This window comes from Oryzomonas rubra, from assembly GCF_008369015.1.
GTDB classification, from domain to species: Bacteria; Desulfobacterota; Desulfuromonadia; order Geobacterales; family Pseudopelobacteraceae; genus Oryzomonas; species Oryzomonas japonica.
Genome location: NZ_SRSD01000005.1, coordinates 122,542 through 137,657, shown reverse-complemented (window position 1 = coordinate 137,657; position 15,116 = coordinate 122,542). Strand labels below are relative to the sequence as shown.

15 protein-coding genes are annotated in these 15,116 nt (G+C 60.8%); 12 read left to right on the top strand and 3 right to left on the bottom strand.

What is annotated here, in order from left to right; all coding sequences use genetic code 11:
• Positions 1–249: 249 nt before the first annotated feature.
• Together hpnI and mnmM are read right to left on the bottom strand one after the other, a co-directional pair.
• Entirely contained in the window at positions 250–1,389 is a 1,140-nt protein-coding gene (gene hpnI, locus ET418_RS09615) for a bacteriohopanetetrol glucosamine biosynthesis glycosyltransferase HpnI (protein WP_149307393.1), read from the bottom strand.
• Position 1,390: 1 nt separating this feature from the next.
• Positions 1,391–1,981, bottom strand: a complete 591-nt coding sequence (gene mnmM / locus ET418_RS09610) for a tRNA 5-(aminomethyl)-2-thiouridylate-methyltransferase MnmM (RefSeq protein WP_149307392.1) — start codon at positions 1,979–1,981, stop codon at positions 1,391–1,393.
• A gap of 270 nt (positions 1,982–2,251) precedes the next feature.
• Here mnmM and ET418_RS09605 point away from each other — a divergent pair, with 270 nt between their 5' ends.
• Complete coding sequence (locus ET418_RS09605) at positions 2,252–3,130, top strand: RluA family pseudouridine synthase (protein WP_149307391.1); 879 nt, start codon at positions 2,252–2,254, stop codon at positions 3,128–3,130.
• Between the two features lie 153 nt (positions 3,131–3,283).
• Here ET418_RS09605 and ET418_RS09600 read toward each other — a convergent pair whose 3' ends face one another.
• The gene (locus tag ET418_RS09600; protein ID WP_149307390.1) at positions 3,284–3,550 is read right to left on the bottom strand and encodes a cytochrome c3 family protein; all 267 of its coding nucleotides are present in this window, start codon (positions 3,548–3,550) and stop codon (positions 3,284–3,286) included.
• Positions 3,551–3,747: 197 nt separating this feature from the next.
• Between ET418_RS09600 and ET418_RS09595 the strand changes: the two genes are divergently transcribed.
• The 11 genes from ET418_RS09595 (at position 3,748) to ET418_RS09545 (ending at position 15,105) form a co-directional block, all read left to right on the top strand.
• Positions 3,748–4,521 (top strand): ParA family protein, encoded by a 774-nt coding sequence (locus ET418_RS09595; RefSeq protein WP_149307389.1) that lies wholly within the window; start codon positions 3,748–3,750, stop codon positions 4,519–4,521.
• On the top strand, positions 4,514–5,368 hold the full coding sequence (locus ET418_RS09590; RefSeq protein ID WP_149307388.1) for a ParB/RepB/Spo0J family partition protein: 855 nt from the start codon (positions 4,514–4,516) through the stop codon (positions 5,366–5,368). The genes ET418_RS09595 and ET418_RS09590 overlap by 8 nt, the downstream gene beginning before the upstream one ends.
• Positions 5,369–5,558: 190 nt before the next feature.
• Entirely contained in the window at positions 5,559–5,984 is a 426-nt protein-coding gene (locus tag ET418_RS09585) for an ATP synthase F0 subunit B (RefSeq protein ID WP_149307387.1), read from the top strand.
• A gap of 1 nt (position 5,985) precedes the next feature.
• The gene (locus tag ET418_RS09580; protein ID WP_149307386.1) at positions 5,986–6,600 is read left to right on the top strand and encodes a F0F1 ATP synthase subunit B family protein; all 615 of its coding nucleotides are present in this window, start codon (positions 5,986–5,988) and stop codon (positions 6,598–6,600) included.
• Positions 6,597–7,139, top strand: coding sequence for an ATP synthase F1 subunit delta (gene atpH, locus ET418_RS09575; RefSeq protein ID WP_149307385.1), 543 nt, complete (start codon positions 6,597–6,599; stop codon positions 7,137–7,139). Before ET418_RS09580 ends, atpH begins: the two co-directional genes overlap by 4 nt.
• 8 nt (positions 7,140–7,147) lie before the next feature.
• Positions 7,148–8,656 (top strand): F0F1 ATP synthase subunit alpha, encoded by a 1,509-nt coding sequence (atpA, locus tag ET418_RS09570; protein WP_149307384.1) that lies wholly within the window; start codon positions 7,148–7,150, stop codon positions 8,654–8,656.
• 18 nt (positions 8,657–8,674) lie between these two features.
• Positions 8,675–9,541 carry an ATP synthase F1 subunit gamma gene (gene atpG, locus ET418_RS09565; RefSeq protein WP_149307383.1) on the top strand — a complete coding sequence of 289 codons (867 nt, stop codon included), beginning with the start codon at positions 8,675–8,677 and terminating at the stop codon, positions 9,539–9,541.
• Between the two features lie 54 nt (positions 9,542–9,595).
• Positions 9,596–11,011 carry a F0F1 ATP synthase subunit beta gene (gene atpD / locus ET418_RS09560; protein ID WP_149307382.1) on the top strand — a complete coding sequence of 472 codons (1,416 nt, stop codon included), beginning with the start codon at positions 9,596–9,598 and terminating at the stop codon, positions 11,009–11,011.
• Positions 11,012–11,050: 39 nt separating this feature from the next.
• Positions 11,051–11,467 carry a F0F1 ATP synthase subunit epsilon gene (locus ET418_RS09555; protein ID WP_149307381.1) on the top strand — a complete coding sequence of 139 codons (417 nt, stop codon included), beginning with the start codon at positions 11,051–11,053 and terminating at the stop codon, positions 11,465–11,467.
• Positions 11,468–11,737: 270 nt separating this feature from the next.
• On the top strand, positions 11,738–13,132 hold the full coding sequence (locus ET418_RS09550) for a sigma-54-dependent transcriptional regulator (protein WP_149307581.1): 1,395 nt from the start codon (positions 11,738–11,740) through the stop codon (positions 13,130–13,132).
• Positions 13,132–15,105: a sensor histidine kinase gene (locus ET418_RS09545; RefSeq protein ID WP_149307380.1), complete on the top strand. Its 1,974-nt coding sequence runs from the start codon at positions 13,132–13,134 to the stop codon at positions 15,103–15,105. The genes ET418_RS09550 and ET418_RS09545 overlap by 1 nt, the downstream gene beginning before the upstream one ends.
• The last annotated feature ends 11 nt before the right edge of the window (positions 15,106–15,116 follow it).

The following is a 15,116-nucleotide window of genomic DNA, read 5'->3' as shown; positions in this document are numbered from 1 at the left end:
GAAATAATGAAAGATCATTCTCTACGGCACGTTATTGGCCAACCTAAAGCATGAATCGGTGTTGAATGAATAGTCATTCATATTTATAGTGTTCACACAACCATTTGTCAAGCACTTCATGGAATTTTCCCAATCAAGAGAATTTTGTACCGGAAAAGCGACGGTAAGCTGGCTGCTGTCCGGTAGCCAGGGGAATGCCTGCTCACCTTGCCTCGCGGGTGTCCTTGATGTGCCAGGGGAGCGAAATAGTCAGGCGAGCTCCTCGATCTTGCCCCCCGGCCTGAGCCGGAAGCGGCTGCCGCGCCATTCGACGCGATTGCCCAGAAAGGAGAGCGCCCAGGTGAAGAAGGCCAGCATGTCCCGGAGCGGGATCAGCCAGAGCCAGACGGGGAGAAGATTGTCGCGGACGAAGCGACGGCTGAAGACGGTGGTGACGGCCAAGCGCACGCAATAGAGCAGGGCAATTGCGACCAGGGCCTGGGGGAACGACGGGGCGACGAATGCCGCCAGGAGCGCCCCGGGGAAGGGGAGCGTCATGCCGGACGCCAGGTAGCCTCCCGGCCTGCTGGCCCGCATGGTGCGAGCCCAGCGCAGTTGCCGCGCGAGCACCGTCACCAAATCTTCCGCCTTGAGCATGCTTTCCACGAAGGTGCCGTCCAGGGCGATGCGCCAGCCGGCACGGTGCACCTTGTTCCCCAGTTGGTAGTCGTCGGCCAGGTAGTCGGCCAGGGCCTCGAAACCGCCGATGGACGCCAGGGCTTCCCGACGTACGGCCATGGAGGCGCCCAGGGCGAACGACAGCCCCTCCAGCTGGAGGGCAACCAGTACGTTGGGGATCATCTCGGCGGTAAAGCCGGTCGCTTCGATGGCGGTGGCGATGGTGGGGGCGCTGGAGGTGCGGTAGAGCGAGGTGACCAGGCCCACCTGGGGATCGCTGAAGCGGGCGGTCACGCTTTTCAGGTAGTCCGGGGGGACGCGGATATCGCTGTCGCAGACGATGATGATGTCGTGCCGCGCTTGGGGAAAGGCGTTGATCAGGTTTGAAACCTTGTAGTTCGGCCCGTGGATGGCCGGGTTGATCACCAGGGCGACGCGGTTACCGCCAAATTCCTCCCTGAGCCGGTGAATGACCGGAATGACCGGATCATCCGCCGATGCCGCGGCAAACAGCAGTTGCACCGGGCCTGCGTACTCCTGCCGGCAGAAGGAGGCAAAGTTCTCATAACTCCCGGCATCCATACCCTTGACCGGCTTCAGGATGGTTACGGCCGGGGCCTCCGGCGAGCGGGGTGGCGGTACGGAGAAGAAGCGTCGGGCGCAGACAAGTGCAATCAGGCTGTAGGCCAAAGAGGGCAGGACGACGATGAAGGGGAGCAGGGAACGCAGCATGTCAGGCCCCCTTCTGGACGCAGATGACGTAGGGCGCGTCGGCCGTGACATTGGTCTGCCCCATGCGCCAGGCGTGGAACAGTGGTGCCGGGAGTTGCCCCGCCCATTCTTCCACCAGGCGCCGCTCTGCGTCGCCCCCCCTGTGGCCGGGGTAGATGGTCAGCGCCACGATGCCGCCCGGCGCCAGGAGGCCCAAGGCCTGCTCCAGCGCAGCCCCGGTGGTTTCCGGCCGGGTGATGACGCTGCGGTCGCCCCCCGGCAGGTACCCCAGGTTGAAGACCACGGCGCTCAGACCGGCCTCGACCTGTCCGGCCATGGTCTCGTGACCCGCGGCCACCAGGGTGACCCGCTCCTCAAACCCTTGCGCCGCCAGCTTGCGGGCAGTGCCGTCCACGGCCTCCTGCTGGATGTCGAAGCCCCAGACCCTGCCGGTTGGCCCCACCAGCTCCGCCAGCAGGAGCGTGTCGTTGCCGTTGCCGCAGGTGGCGTCGACGGCCCGGTCGCCGGAGCGGACAAAGTGCCGCAACAGCAGATGCGTCAACGGTACCGGGCCGCGCAAGAGCGGGATATGCTGGGGTGCGTCAGAAGTCATGGCGGCAGAGGGTACCAGAGTCCTATCCCTTTTTCCACAGGGAATTTTCCTGAATCCGTGACGCCTCCATGCCTCCGCTTGTCCGGAAGGCCTCAGCCTTTGCCTGTACGGCAGATAACGACAACTCGGCGGAGGACCGGCAGAGTGAGTGGTTTGCTACGACACGGGCGGCGTGCGGGCTCCGGCTCTTCCCGCCACTGCGGCATTCCGGCATCACGGATTCAGGATTTTGATTGCATCGCAACAGGGAATCGGGGTAGTAACGGGATCATGATATGTAAGAAAACAGTGGCAGAAAATCAGGGGGGACGCCGGTTGGACGATGCCGTGGCGCTCTTGTTCGACGGCCTCAGCAAGTCCGAGGCACGGCGGATCATCGACCGGGGCGGCTGCAGCGTCAACAGCGCCATGGTCCGGGTGGCGTCGCGCACCGTCAAACAGGGGGATACGGTCGAGGTGGGCGTGATGGAGTCGGGTCGGTTCCAGGAACTCGTTCTTCCGCCCGAGGCGCTGTTGTTCGAGGACGACGAGCTGATTGCGGTCAACAAGCCGGCCGGGGCGAATACCCAGCGAACCCCCTATCAACTCAAGGGAACCATGGAGTTCTGGGTCGCCGAATACTTTCGTCAGCACGGGATCAACGAGCCGGCCCGGGTGATCCACCGCCTCGACCGGGGCACCTCGGGGGTGATGGTGTTCCCGAAGGATAAGAGGGCCGCTGCCTGGCTTTCGGCCCGCTTTCACGACGGGCTGGCGGACAAACGGTACCTGGCCCTGGTCAGCGGACAGCCGCAGCAGGAGGCCTGGCGGATGGACGGCCCTATCGGCAAACTGGGCACGTCGCGCTACGGCATCATGGCGGGAGGCAGGTCGGCCCTGACCGAGTTCCGCGTGGTGGCTGCCGCCGCCGGGGGCGCCCTGGTAGAGGCGCATCCCCTGACCGGACGCACCCACCAGATCCGCGTCCACCTGGAGGCATCGGGGCTGCCCATCGTCGGCGACGCCACCTATGGCGGCGCACCGGCGGAGCGTATGATGTTGCACTGTGCGCAGCTCTCCTTCAAAAATGAAAAGGGGACGGAGATCCGTCTCGAAGCCCCCCTGGACCGGGCATTCGAAGCCTGTCTGCGGCAGTGCGGGATCCCCTGATGCTGCGGGCGATCTTTTGCCGCATACCGGTTGCGCACGACTCTTGCCGTCAGTGTCCGGACCGTAGAAATGTGCTATACCCGGATCATGGAAAACTCGGCCTCGACGGGATGATGGTCCTGGAGCGATACACGAATAGGTAATCGTCCGTATTCATTCCTTTTTGCCGTGACACCTTATGCATTCCGCGGCGGCGACCCTGCGCTTCAGCAGGCTCTCCGTGTCTTTCGGTTCCCTCTTGCCCATCAGTCGGTCTCCTACTTTGTGGCAGCCGAAACAGTTCTGTCCCTGAAGGGCCGTGTGCATGGCAACCATGCGGGGATTCTTGCTGTGGCAGACCTTGCATTCGAATGCCTCGGCACCCGTAGTCACGCAGAGGCCGATTGTCAGGGCGCAGAGTGGTGTGAGCAATTTTTGCATGTGGACGTAACCTCGCTTCATACATGATCAATTCGACCTGATCTTAAGCCGCTCCCGACGGAAAATACTTGACCGTTGTCAATAAACCACGGATGGTCTCTGGAAAAATATGCTTTGCACCTTGGGAACTTTATGGTAATTTTTCGCCCTCCGGCGATTTATAATCGCAATTCGTATCAGGCAAGGCCCGTGCTGTCATGTCCAAGATAATCTGCATCGCCAATCAGAAAGGTGGGGTCGGCAAGACCACCACCGCCGTCAATCTGGCCGCCTCGCTGGCGGCGGCCGAGAAGCCGACGCTGCTGGTTGACATCGACCCGCAGGGCAACGCGACCAGCGGGGTGGGAATCGACAAGTCCCGGCTAAAGCAGACCATCTACGACGCCCTCGTCGACGAGGTTGATGCCCAGAGCCTGATCGTGGACATCGGACAGCCCTTCCTGCACGTCATACCGGCCAACTCCGACCTTGCCGGCGCAGAACTGGAGCTGGCCTCCGAAATCGGCCGGGAGTTGAAACTCAAGTTCGCCCTCGCCTCCCTGGTGGAGCAGTACCGTTACATCATCATCGACTGCCCCCCATCGCTCAATCTGTTGACCGTCAACGCCATGACCTGGGCCGATTCCGTGCTGATCCCGCTCCAATGCGAGTTTTACGCCATGGAAGGACTTTCCCAGATACTGCATACCATCAGTCTGATTCAGAGGGGGCTTAATCCGTTGCTGAAGATAGAGGGTATCCTGCTGACCATGTTCGATTCCCGCGGCAACCTGGGCAAAGAGGTGGTCGCGGAGATCAGGACCCACTTCCCCGATCAGGTCTTCGATGCGGTCATTCCGCGCAACGTGCGCCTAGCCGAGGCCCCCAGCCACGGCAAGCCGGTCATTCACTACGACATATCGTCACGCGGTGCCGCCAGCTATCTGCAACTGGCCCGGGAAATAATCCAGAGGGAGACAGCCAATGGTTAAGAAAGGCGGCCTCGGGAGAGGGATGGCATCGCTGCTGCAGGTTGTGGATACGGCCGAGGGCCGTTCCGATTATTTCATCTGCCCGATCGAAAAAATTCGGCCCAACCGTAACCAACCCCGCAAATTTTTTGCAGCGGACAAGCTGGACGAGTTGGCCGCCTCCATACGTGAGCAGGGTATCATCCAGCCGCTGGTGGTGACCAAAAAGGACGACTTCTACGAGATCGTTGCCGGCGAGCGCCGCTGGCGCGCCGCCCAGAAGGCGGGTGTCAGGGAAGTGCCGGTGGTTATCCGCGAGGCCAGCGAAGATGCGGTGCTGGAACTGGCTCTGATAGAGAATATCCAGCGCCAGGATTTGAACGCCATCGAGGAGGCCCAGGCCTATCGCTCCCTGGTGGAGCATTTCGGCATCTCCCATGAGGACGTGGCCAAGCGGGTCGGCAAGAACCGCACCAGCGTAACCAACGCCTTGCGCCTGCTCAAGTTGCCCCCTGAGGTCCAGCAGGATATCGTGGAAGAACGCATGAGCATGGGCCATGCCCGCACGCTCCTGGCCCTGGAAAGCCCCGAGGTGATCCTCAAGGCCCGCCATGAGATCGTGCAGCGCCAGTTGAGCGTTCGTGAGGCTGAGAACCTGGTGCGGCGGCTGAAGATGAACCCCCACCCGGTGCCGCACAAGCGCCCGCAGCAACCCGACCTGCTCATGGGGGCCCTGGAGGAACAGTTACAGAAACGATTCCAGGCGCGGGTCGCCATCCGCAGGGTCGGCACCAAGGGGGGGAGGCTGGAGATTCACTTCAGCGACCCCGATGAACTGACCCGTATCGTCGATCTGCTCGAACCGTGAGAACTGCGGGGCTGAATACCGCTTGTCCCCGTTCCGTTGGTAGGTGCCTGCCACCGCTGCCCGCTGAAATCCGACGGTTTTCTTTGCAATACATCTTGACAAAGTGTTGAAATATGTGGTAGCTAGGTCCGATATCTGATGGATACAGTATACAGGTATACAATTTATGCATGCCTGCAAGGGGTAGGTCGTGATTGAATTAAATTTGGCATTCGTTGTCCAGGTCATTAACTTCGGCATCCTCGTCCTCGTTCTCAACGTTTTCCTCTACAAACCGATCCGCAAGGTTCTGGCCGACCGCCGCCAGGTAATCGACTCTGCCCGTGAAAAGGCCGCCTCCGTTGACCTGGAGGTCCAGGAAAAGATGGCCCGCTATGAGGCCCGCCTGCGGGACGCCAAAACCGAAGCCGCCGGCCGCAGGGCCGAGGCCCTCAAGGTCGCTCAGGCTGAGGAAACGGCGGTACTGGAGAAGGCACGCAAGGAGGCAACCGCCTCTTTGGAGGCCATTCGTGGTAAAGTGGCCAAGGAGGCCGCCGATGCCCGCGCGTTGCTGAAACAGCAGGCCGAGGCCCTGTCCGGCGACATCTGCGAGAAAATCCTGGGGAGGAGCCTGTAACATGTTGATGGTATCCGATCGTACGAAAAAAATTACCTTCTCCCTGGTCTATGTTGCCGCCATCGTTCTGGCCGCCTCGACCGGCTTTGCCAACGAGGGGGGCGAAGGCGCGCACCAGGCCGACCACGCCGCCGCCCAGATGAAGGATTTGGGTTGGCGTGTGCTCAACTTTGCCGTTCTGGTCGGCATCATCGTGTGGGCCCTGAAAAAGGCCAATGTCAAGGGTACGCTGGCCGCCCGGCAGACCCAGATCGAAAAGGATCTGAAGGATGCCCAGGAAGGGAAGGCCGCCGCCGAGGCCAAGCTGGCCGAGTACAGCACCAAGCTCGATCAGGCATCCAGGGAAATCGACGAACTCCACGCCGCCATCGTCCGTGAAGGGGAGCAGGAAAAAGAGCGTATTATCGCCGAGGCAAAGGTTGCCGCTCAGAAAATCGCTCTCCAGGCGACCCAGTCGGCCGAGCAGGAAACCCTCAAGGCCCGCGCCGAACTGCGTGCCGAGGCCGCCCGCCTGGCGGTGGAAATTGCCACCGGCACGTTGACCGGCGCCATCCAGAAAGCCGACCACGACCGATTTGTCGGCGAATATCTTGACAAGGTGGTACAGATCCAGTGATCAACAATACGATTGCGAGACGATACGCCAAGGCTTTGGTGCAGCTTGGTTCGGAGGCCGACCTGATCGACCGTTTCAGCGAGGAATTGGCTGCGATGGATCGCCTCTTCGCCGGCAATGGAGAATTGCGGGCCGCATTTGGGAATCCGGCCTTCACCGCCGAGCAGAAGAAAGAGATCATGAAGGAACTGGTGGCAAAGGCCAACTGTTCCGAACTGGTCGGCAACTTCCTGCTCCTTCTGGTGGACAAGAACCGCGTGGCCTTCCTCGACCAGATCGTTCAAACCTACAAAAAACTGGCCGATGAACATTCCGGCGTGATCCGTCCCTTCATCAGGACCGCTTTCCCCCTGGACGACGCCCAGGTGGCCTCCATTCAGGGCGCCTTGGAGAAGAAAACCGGCAAGAAGGTGGTGCCGCAGGTGACGGTCGATCAGACCCTGCTGGGCGGCGTCGTAACCCAGATCGGCGATACAGCCTTTGACAGCAGCGTAAAAACTCAGCTTAAACGGATTCAAGATATACTACAGAAGGGGTAAATGCTTCCATGGAAATCAGAGCCGAAGAGATCAGCGAGATCATCAGGAAACAGATCAAGGAGTATGGCAAGGAGGTAGAGGTGTCGGAAACCGGCACGATCATCTCCATCGGTGACGGTATCGCCCGTATCCACGGCCTGGCTGGCGCCATGGCCGGCGAGTTGCTGGAGTTCCCCGGCGGCGTGTCCGGCATGGTTCTCAACCTGGAGGAAGACAACGTCGGCGCCGCCATTCTCGGTGAATTCGCCGAGATCAAGGAAGGCGACACGGTCAAGCGCACCGGCCGCATCACCGAGGTTCCGGTGGGCGACGCCCTGATCGGCCGCGTTGTCAACGCCATCGGCCAGCCCATCGACGGCAAAGGTCCCATCAACACCACGAGCTTCAGCAAGGTGGAGATCAAGGCCCCCGGCATCGTCAGCCGCAAGTCGGTGCATCAGCCCATGGCCACCGGCCTCAAGGCGATCGACTCCATGGTCCCGATCGGGCGCGGTCAGCGCGAACTGATCATCGGCGACCGTCAGACCGGCAAGACCGCCGTAGCCATCGACACGATCATCAACCAGAAGGGGGGCGACGTGGTCTGTATCTATGTCGCCATCGGCCAGAAACGTTCCACGGTCGCCCAGGTCGTTTCCAAGCTGAACGAGCACGGCGCCATGGATTACACCATCGTTGTCGCCGCCACCGCCTCAGAGTCGGCCCCGCTCCAGTTCATCGCCCCCTATACCGGCGTCACCATGGGCGAGTACTTCCGCGACAACAAGAAACACGCCCTGATCATCTACGACGACCTTTCCAAGCAGGCCGTCGCCTATCGCCAGCTTTCCCTGCTGCTCCGCCGCCCCCCAGGGCGCGAAGCCTACCCGGGCGACGTTTTCTATCTCCACAGCCGCCTGCTGGAGCGTGCCTGCAAGCTGTCCGACGAGTGCGGCGCCGGTTCACTCACCGCCCTGCCGATCATCGAGACCCAGGCCGGCGACGTGTCCGCCTATATTCCGACCAACGTCATCTCCATCACCGACGGCCAGATCTATCTGGAAACCGACCTGTTCTTCTCCGGCGTCCGCCCGGCCATCAACGTCGGCCTCTCGGTTTCCCGCGTCGGCGGTTCCGCCCAGACGAAGTCCATGAAGCAGGTAGCCGGCACGCTGCGCCTCAGCTTGGCCCAGTACCGCGAGATGGCCGCCTTTGCCCAATTCGGTTCCGACCTGGACAAGGCCACCCAGATGCAGTTGGCCCGCGGCGAGCGCCTGGTGGAGATTCTCAAACAGCCCCAGTACCGCCCGATTCCCAACGAGAAGCAGGTTCTGGTCATCTTCGCCGCCAACAACGGTTTCCTGGACGACTATCCGGTCGCGGCGCTCAAACGCTACGAGCCGGAAATGTACGCCTTTTTCGATAACCGCCAGGCCGATGTGCTGGCCGAACTGCGCGACAAGAAGGCCATCGGCGATGAGTTGAAGGGCAAGATCGTTGCCGCACTGGAGCAGTTCAAGAAGGAATTCACCGCGTAAACAAGGACGGTTTGAGACATGGCAAGCCTTAAAAGCATAAAAAAACGGATCGCATCCGTAAAGAATACCCGCCAGATCACCAAGGCCATGAAGATGGTCTCGGCCGCCAAGCTGCGCCGCGCCCAGGAAAACGTCGTTGCGGCGCGTCCCTATGCCGGCAAACTGGCCGAAGTGTTGCAATCCCTGGCCGGCAATCTGGAAGGTGACCTTCATCCGCTTCTGGAGAAACGCGACGCCAAGAAGCTGCTCCTGATCGTGGTCACCTCCGACCGCGGCCTGTGCGGTGGTTTCAACGGCAACCTGTGCAAGGCCGCCGAGCATTTCATCAAGGACAAACAGGGCGAGTTCGAGGAAATTTCGCTGATGACGGTCGGGCGCAAGGGGTATGAAGCGCTCAGGCACCGCCACGAGATCGCCAAGAACTTCCCCAACGTGTTGGCCAAGCCGAGCTACCAGACCGCAGCCATGCTGGCCCACGAGGTGATCGACGGCTATCTGGCCGAGGAGTACGATCAGGTCATCCTGCTCTTCAACGCCTTCCGTACGGTCATGTCCCAGGACATCACCTTCCAGCAGCTCCTGCCGGTGGAGCCTGAGGAGAAGACCCTGGGCGACGAAACCCCGGTGGAGTACATCTACGAACCGTCGGTTGCCGAGCTCCTGGCCGAGATCCTGCCAAAGAACATCGAGGTGCAGATCTTCAAGGCCATGCTGGAGTCGGTGGCCGCCGAGCACGGCGCCCGCATGACCGCCATGGACAGCGCGTCCAAAAACGCCAACGAGATGATCGGCAAGCTGACCCTCCAGTACAACAGGGCGCGCCAGGCCGCCATCACCACCGAACTGACGGAGATCATCTCCGGCGCCGAATCGATCAAAGGATAACAAGAGAACCGAATCACTATATGAGGCTTCACGGCCACAGGAGGACAGAGTTCCATGAGTCAGAACATCGGTAAAATTTCGCAGGTCATCGGCGCTGTTATCGACGTCGAATTCGAGCCCGGCAAGCTGCCGGAGATCTACCACGCCCTGAGGGTGACCAATCCGGCCATCGATGACCGGGAGAACAACCTCGTTCTCGAAGTCGCCCAGCACCTGGGCGAGAATTCGGTCCGCACCATTGCCATGGACTCCACCGACGGCCTCAAGCGGGGCCAGGCCGTTATCGACACCGGCAAGCAGATCTGCGCCCCGGTCGGTCACAAGACCCTGGGCCGGATCATGAACGTCATCGGCGAGCCGGTTGACGAGATGGGCCCCATCGGCAACGAGAAGGAGTACGGCATCCACCGCGAGGCCCCTTCTTTCGAAGACCAGTCCACCAAGGTCGAGGCCTTCACCACCGGCATCAAGGTCGTTGACCTCCTGGCCCCTTATGCCCGCGGCGGCAAGATCGGGCTGTTCGGCGGCGCCGGCGTCGGCAAGACCGTTCTCATCATGGAACTGATCAACAACATCGCCAAGCAGCACGGCGGTTTCTCCGTCTTCGCCGGCGTCGGCGAACGTACCCGCGAAGGGAACGACCTCTGGATGGAGATGAAGGAATCAGGCGTTCTCGACAAGGCCGCCCTGGTGTACGGCCAGATGAACGAACCCCCAGGCGCCCGTGCCCGCGTTGCCCTGACCGCCCTCTCGGTCGCCGAATACTTCCGCGACGAAGAAGGACAGGACGTTCTTCTGTTCATCGACAACATCTTCCGTTTCACCCAGGCCGGTTCCGAGGTTTCCGCCCTTCTGGGCCGTATCCCCTCGGCCGTCGGTTACCAGCCGACCCTGGCCACCGAGATGGGTGAATTGCAGGAGCGCATCACCTCCACCAAGAAAGGGTCCATCACCTCGGTCCAGGCCATCTACGTCCCGGCCGACGACTTGACCGACCCGGCTCCGGCTACCGCCTTCGCCCACCTGGACGCCACCACGGTTCTGTCCCGCCAGATCGCCGAGCTGGGTATCTACCCGGCCGTTGACCCGCTGGACTCCACCTCGCGCATCCTCGATCCCCAGGTCATCGGCGAGGAGCACTACGCCGTGGCCCGTTCCGTCCAGTTCGTGCTCCAGAAGTACAAGGACCTCCAGGACATTATCGCCATCCTCGGTATGGACGAACTCTCCGAAGAAGACAAGCTGGTCGTGGCCCGCGCCCGCAAGATCCAACGCTTCCTGTCCCAGCCGTTCCATGTTGCCGAGGCCTTCACCGGTTCTCCCGGCAAATACGTCGAACTGAAGGACACCATCAAGGGGTTCCAGGAAATCGTGGCCGGCAAGCACGACGCCCTGCCCGAGCAGGCCTTTTATATGGTCGGCTCCATTGAAGAGGCCATCGAAAAGGCCGCCAAACTGGCTGCGGTATAAATTAACCTTACGGGGGACACCCCTTTCAAGGACTGATATATGGCTGAAAAGATGAAGCTGGAGATCGTCACCCCTTATAAGAAGGTGGTTGACATAGAAGTGGATGAGGTCACCGCCACCGGCAAACTGGGCGAGTTTGGCGTCCTGCCGGGTCATGCCCCGTTTCTGACCTCGCTCAGGATCGGCGAGTTGGCCTACAAGTATGATGGCAAGGCCGAGCACATGGCCCTCAACTGGGGCTACTTCGAGATCAAGGACGACCGGATCATCGTCCTGGTTGAGACCGCCGAACTGGCCGAAGAGATCGACGTCGAGCGGGCCAAGGCAGCCCAGGGGCGCGCCGAGGAGAAGCTCAAGCACCTGACCACGGAAGACAAGCAGTTCAAGGTCTACGAAGCAGCCCTGGAACGCGCCCTGATCCGCATGCAGGTTGCGGGCAAGGCGGTTCGCAAGTAGCTTTTATTGAAATATCCGTATCCGAAGAGCGGCAGCAATGCCGCTCTTTTTGTTTGTACTCTGCCGATCCTGGCTGTTGATCCACTGCAATCACTCGTCGGCACGGCAAGCAATTCAAGGCCCCCGGTCGATGGGGATGAATAATTTGGGTCTCAGCTTTTCTAATAGTTGTCCATTACTTCCAAGCGGTGTAAAATTCACCACATGATATTAGAGATGGATAACAGCCTTGCTGTCGCCGCGAGCGGCAAAAAACAACGGGTACCGGAAATGTACGATGCACGGGTGATCATCTGCGACGATGAAGTCGAAATAGTGCGCTATCTGAACAAGATCCTGACCACCCGGGGACTTGAGGTGGAGATTTTCACTTCCGGCGAGGCCTTGCTGCGCACCCTGGAGCATCGCGCACTGGAGGAAAGCGATCTGCTGCTGCTGGATGTGAAGATGCCCGATGTGGACGGCATCGAGATCCTCCGGCGGGTCAAGGAACTCAAACTGGAAATACCGGTGGTCATGATGACCGCCTTCGCCTCCATCAGTTCGGCCATTGAGGCCATGAAACTGGGGGCGTACGACTATGTCACCAAGCCGTTCCCCAAGGAGAAGATCTTCGGGATACTGGACAAGGTGCTGGAACGCAAGGAACTGCTCAAGGAAAACTCCGCCCTGAAGGACGAGTTGGGCAAGTCCGCCCCGTCGGGCTACCTGGTCTATACCAGCGATGCGTTCCGCCGAGTCCACGAGATGGCCGTCCAGGTGGCCCAGAGCGATGCCAACGTGGTCATACTGGGGGAGTCGGGAACCGGCAAGGAGCTGATCGCCGGTCTGATCCATAGCGTTAGCCCCCGCAAGGAGCAACGCTTTCTCTCCATCAACTGCGCCACCCTCTCGGATACGCTCCTGGAAAGCCAGCTCTTCGGCCATGTGCGCGGGGCCTTCACCGGCGCGGTAACCCACCAGAAGGGGCTCCTGGAGGAGGCCCACAACGGGACACTCTTCCTGGATGAGGTCGGCGACATGAGCCCCACCATCCAGGCCAAGCTGTTGCGGGTCCTGCAGGAGGGTGACTATATCCCCGTGGGTGAAACCAAGGCCCGGTCCGTGGATATACGTTTTCTGGCGGCTACCAACAAGGACCTTGAGGAGGAGGTACGCCAGAAACGGTTTCGGGAAGACCTGTTCTTCCGGCTGAACGTCATCTCCATCCACCTCCCGCCTCTGCGCGAACGTGCCGAGGACATCGAGCCCCTGGCCAGGTACTTTTTACACAGGATCTCCCAGCGGATGAAGAAGGAGTTCGTCAACTTCACCCCGGAGGCCCTGCTGCTCATGCAATCCTACTCCTGGCCGGGAAATATCAGGGAACTGGAGAACGCCATCGAGCGAGCGGCTATCCTGGCACGGGGCACGGTGATCTCCGCCGAAAACCTGCCGGTCTGGAAAAGCGCCCCGCTTGCTGCCGAACAGCGGGGGGAAGGGGAGCGGCTTCTCCCCCTGGAGGTCGTGGAGCGCGAGCATATCCTCCACGTGCTCCAGAAAACCGGCTGCAACAAGAGCCGGACGGCCAAGATCCTCAACATCGCCCGCCGGACCCTGGACCGAAAACTGGAAGAATACGGCATGCAGGACAAGGCCGCTCCGGCGGATGCGGACGATCCCTGATGCCGCGGCGCTTTCCCATCCGTGCCAAACTGACCGTTGGGGCGCTGGCGCCGTTGTTTGTCGCCTTTTTCATCTGCTCACTCACCGGTCTCTATATCATCGACGCCAAAATCACCAGCCAAGCCCAGGAAAAGGTCAGAACCGACCTGAACTCGGCCCGTGAGGCGTACCGCAACGAGTTGCACCATATCAATGAACTGCTGGAACTCACCGCCGACAACCCCTTTGCCGCCATATCCATCAGTTCCGGCAACCGTCCGTCCATCTCGTCACTCCTCACCCCTCTCCTGCATAAGAAACATCTGGATATCCTGACCGCCGTGGACAAGGAGGGGCGGGTCCTGTTTCGGGCCCACAATCCGGCCCGGTTCGGCGACACACCGGTCAATACCTATTTTATCGACCAGGCGTTGAGAGGGAAAACGGTCACCGGCACCACGGTCCTCTCCCCCGAGCAACTGGCCGCCGAAAAAGACGAATTGACGGCCCAGGCGCGTATCGACGTGGTGACGACACCCCACTCCCGGCCCCGCCAGAGTTCCGTGGAGCGGGCAGGGATGGTCATGGTCTCGGCGGCGCCGGTGCTCGATAGCGCCGGCCGGGTTGCCGGCGCGCTGTATTGCGCGGAACTGCTTAACAACAATAACGACCTGGTGGACAAGATCAAGGACACCGTCTACGAGGGGGTGAAGTTCAAGGGACAGGATGTGGGCACCGCCACCCTGTTCCTCGGCGATACCCGCATCGCCACCAACGTGCACGCGTCAAACGGCAGAAGGGCTATCGGCACGCAACTCTCCGCGGAGGTCTACAACAGGGTCATCCTGGAAAACAGAAAGTGGGTGGGACGGGCGTTTGTGGTGAACGATTGGTACCTGACCGCCTACGAGCCGATTGTAGGCCTGCGGGGCGAGGTCATAGGCTCCCTGTATGTGGGGATGCTGGAAAAGCAGTACAGCGCCCTGAAGAACAACGTCAATACCATCCTGGTCGTTGTCCTGTTTATCAGTTCACTGATCGGACTGGCGGTTTCCGGCGTTATCGGCACCCACCTGGCCACCCCCATCAAGGAGTTGGAACAACTCACCCGCAGGGTGACGCTCGGCGAACGGAATCTGCACATAGACGTTCGTTCGGCCGATGAACTGGGGGACCTCGCCGGAGGGTTCAACCAGATGACGCGCGCCCTGGCCCACCGCGAGTCCGAGATTACCATGCTGAATCGCAGCCTGGAACAGAAGGTGCTGAAACGGACGGCGCAACTCGAAGAAAAGAATGCGCTTCTTCTGGAAACCCAGGCGGATCTCGCCAAGGCGGAAAAACTCGCGGACTTGGGCGTCATCGCCGCCGGCGTGGCCCATGAGATCAACAACCCTCTGGCCGTCATCAGGGGCAACATCGAGTTTCTGGAGATGTGTCTGCCGCCCGATCACGCCAATCGGGAGGAGGTGGGGATCATCAGCCAGCAGGTGGAGCGGATCGCCAAGATCGTGGGTAATCTGCAGGTATTCGCCCGGCAGAAAAAGCTGCACCAGGGGCAGGTCAACATCCATGACCTTCTGGACGGCATCCTTGGTCAGATCGGCCACCAGGTTCCCATGGACGCCATCGCCGTGGTGAGGGAGTACGCGTCTGATCTGGCCATGATCCGGGGGGATGGGGACCAACTCCGGCAGGTCTTCACCAACCTGATTCTCAATGCGGTTCAGGCCATGGGGGGTAAGGGGGTACTGACCCTAGCGACCAAGGGGGTGGCCCCCCTGGATGGTTGTGAGGTCAGCATCTCGGATACCGGCCCGGGGATCGGGCCCGGGCAGCTGAAGAAGATCTTTACCCCCTTTTTCACCACCAAGGATACGGGCAGCGGCCTGGGGCTCTCCATCTCCTACGGCATCATCAAGGATCACGGCGGGGACATCAAGGTGTCGAGTGTGGAGGGGAAAGGGACGACATTCAAGGTTACTATTCCCTAGGAAGGGTGCAA

Excerpts from the sequence above, each read along its gene's own strand:
- hpnI (WP_149307393.1), bottom strand. The coding sequence starts at position 1,389 with ATGCTGCGTTCCCTGCTCCCCTTCATCGTCGTCCTGCCCTCTTTGGCC.
- mnmM (WP_149307392.1), bottom strand. The coding sequence starts at position 1,981 with ATGACTTCTGACGCACCCCAGCATATCCCGCTCTTGCGCGGCCCGGTA.
- ET418_RS09605 (WP_149307391.1), top strand. The coding sequence starts at position 2,252 with ATGATATGTAAGAAAACAGTGGCAGAAAATCAGGGGGGACGCCGGTTG.
- ET418_RS09600 (WP_149307390.1), bottom strand. The coding sequence starts at position 3,550 with ATGCAAAAATTGCTCACACCACTCTGCGCCCTGACAATCGGCCTCTGC.
- ET418_RS09595 (WP_149307389.1), top strand. The coding sequence starts at position 3,748 with ATGTCCAAGATAATCTGCATCGCCAATCAGAAAGGTGGGGTCGGCAAG.
- ET418_RS09590 (WP_149307388.1), top strand. The coding sequence starts at position 4,514 with ATGGTTAAGAAAGGCGGCCTCGGGAGAGGGATGGCATCGCTGCTGCAG.
- ET418_RS09580 (WP_149307386.1), top strand. The coding sequence starts at position 5,986 with ATGTTGATGGTATCCGATCGTACGAAAAAAATTACCTTCTCCCTGGTC.
- atpA (WP_149307384.1), top strand. The coding sequence starts at position 7,148 with ATGGAAATCAGAGCCGAAGAGATCAGCGAGATCATCAGGAAACAGATC.
- atpG (WP_149307383.1), top strand. The coding sequence starts at position 8,675 with ATGGCAAGCCTTAAAAGCATAAAAAAACGGATCGCATCCGTAAAGAAT.
- atpD (WP_149307382.1), top strand. The coding sequence starts at position 9,596 with ATGAGTCAGAACATCGGTAAAATTTCGCAGGTCATCGGCGCTGTTATC.
- ET418_RS09555 (WP_149307381.1), top strand. The coding sequence starts at position 11,051 with ATGGCTGAAAAGATGAAGCTGGAGATCGTCACCCCTTATAAGAAGGTG.
- ET418_RS09550 (WP_149307581.1), top strand. The coding sequence starts at position 11,738 with ATGTACGATGCACGGGTGATCATCTGCGACGATGAAGTCGAAATAGTG.
- ET418_RS09545 (WP_149307380.1), top strand. The coding sequence starts at position 13,132 with ATGCCGCGGCGCTTTCCCATCCGTGCCAAACTGACCGTTGGGGCGCTG.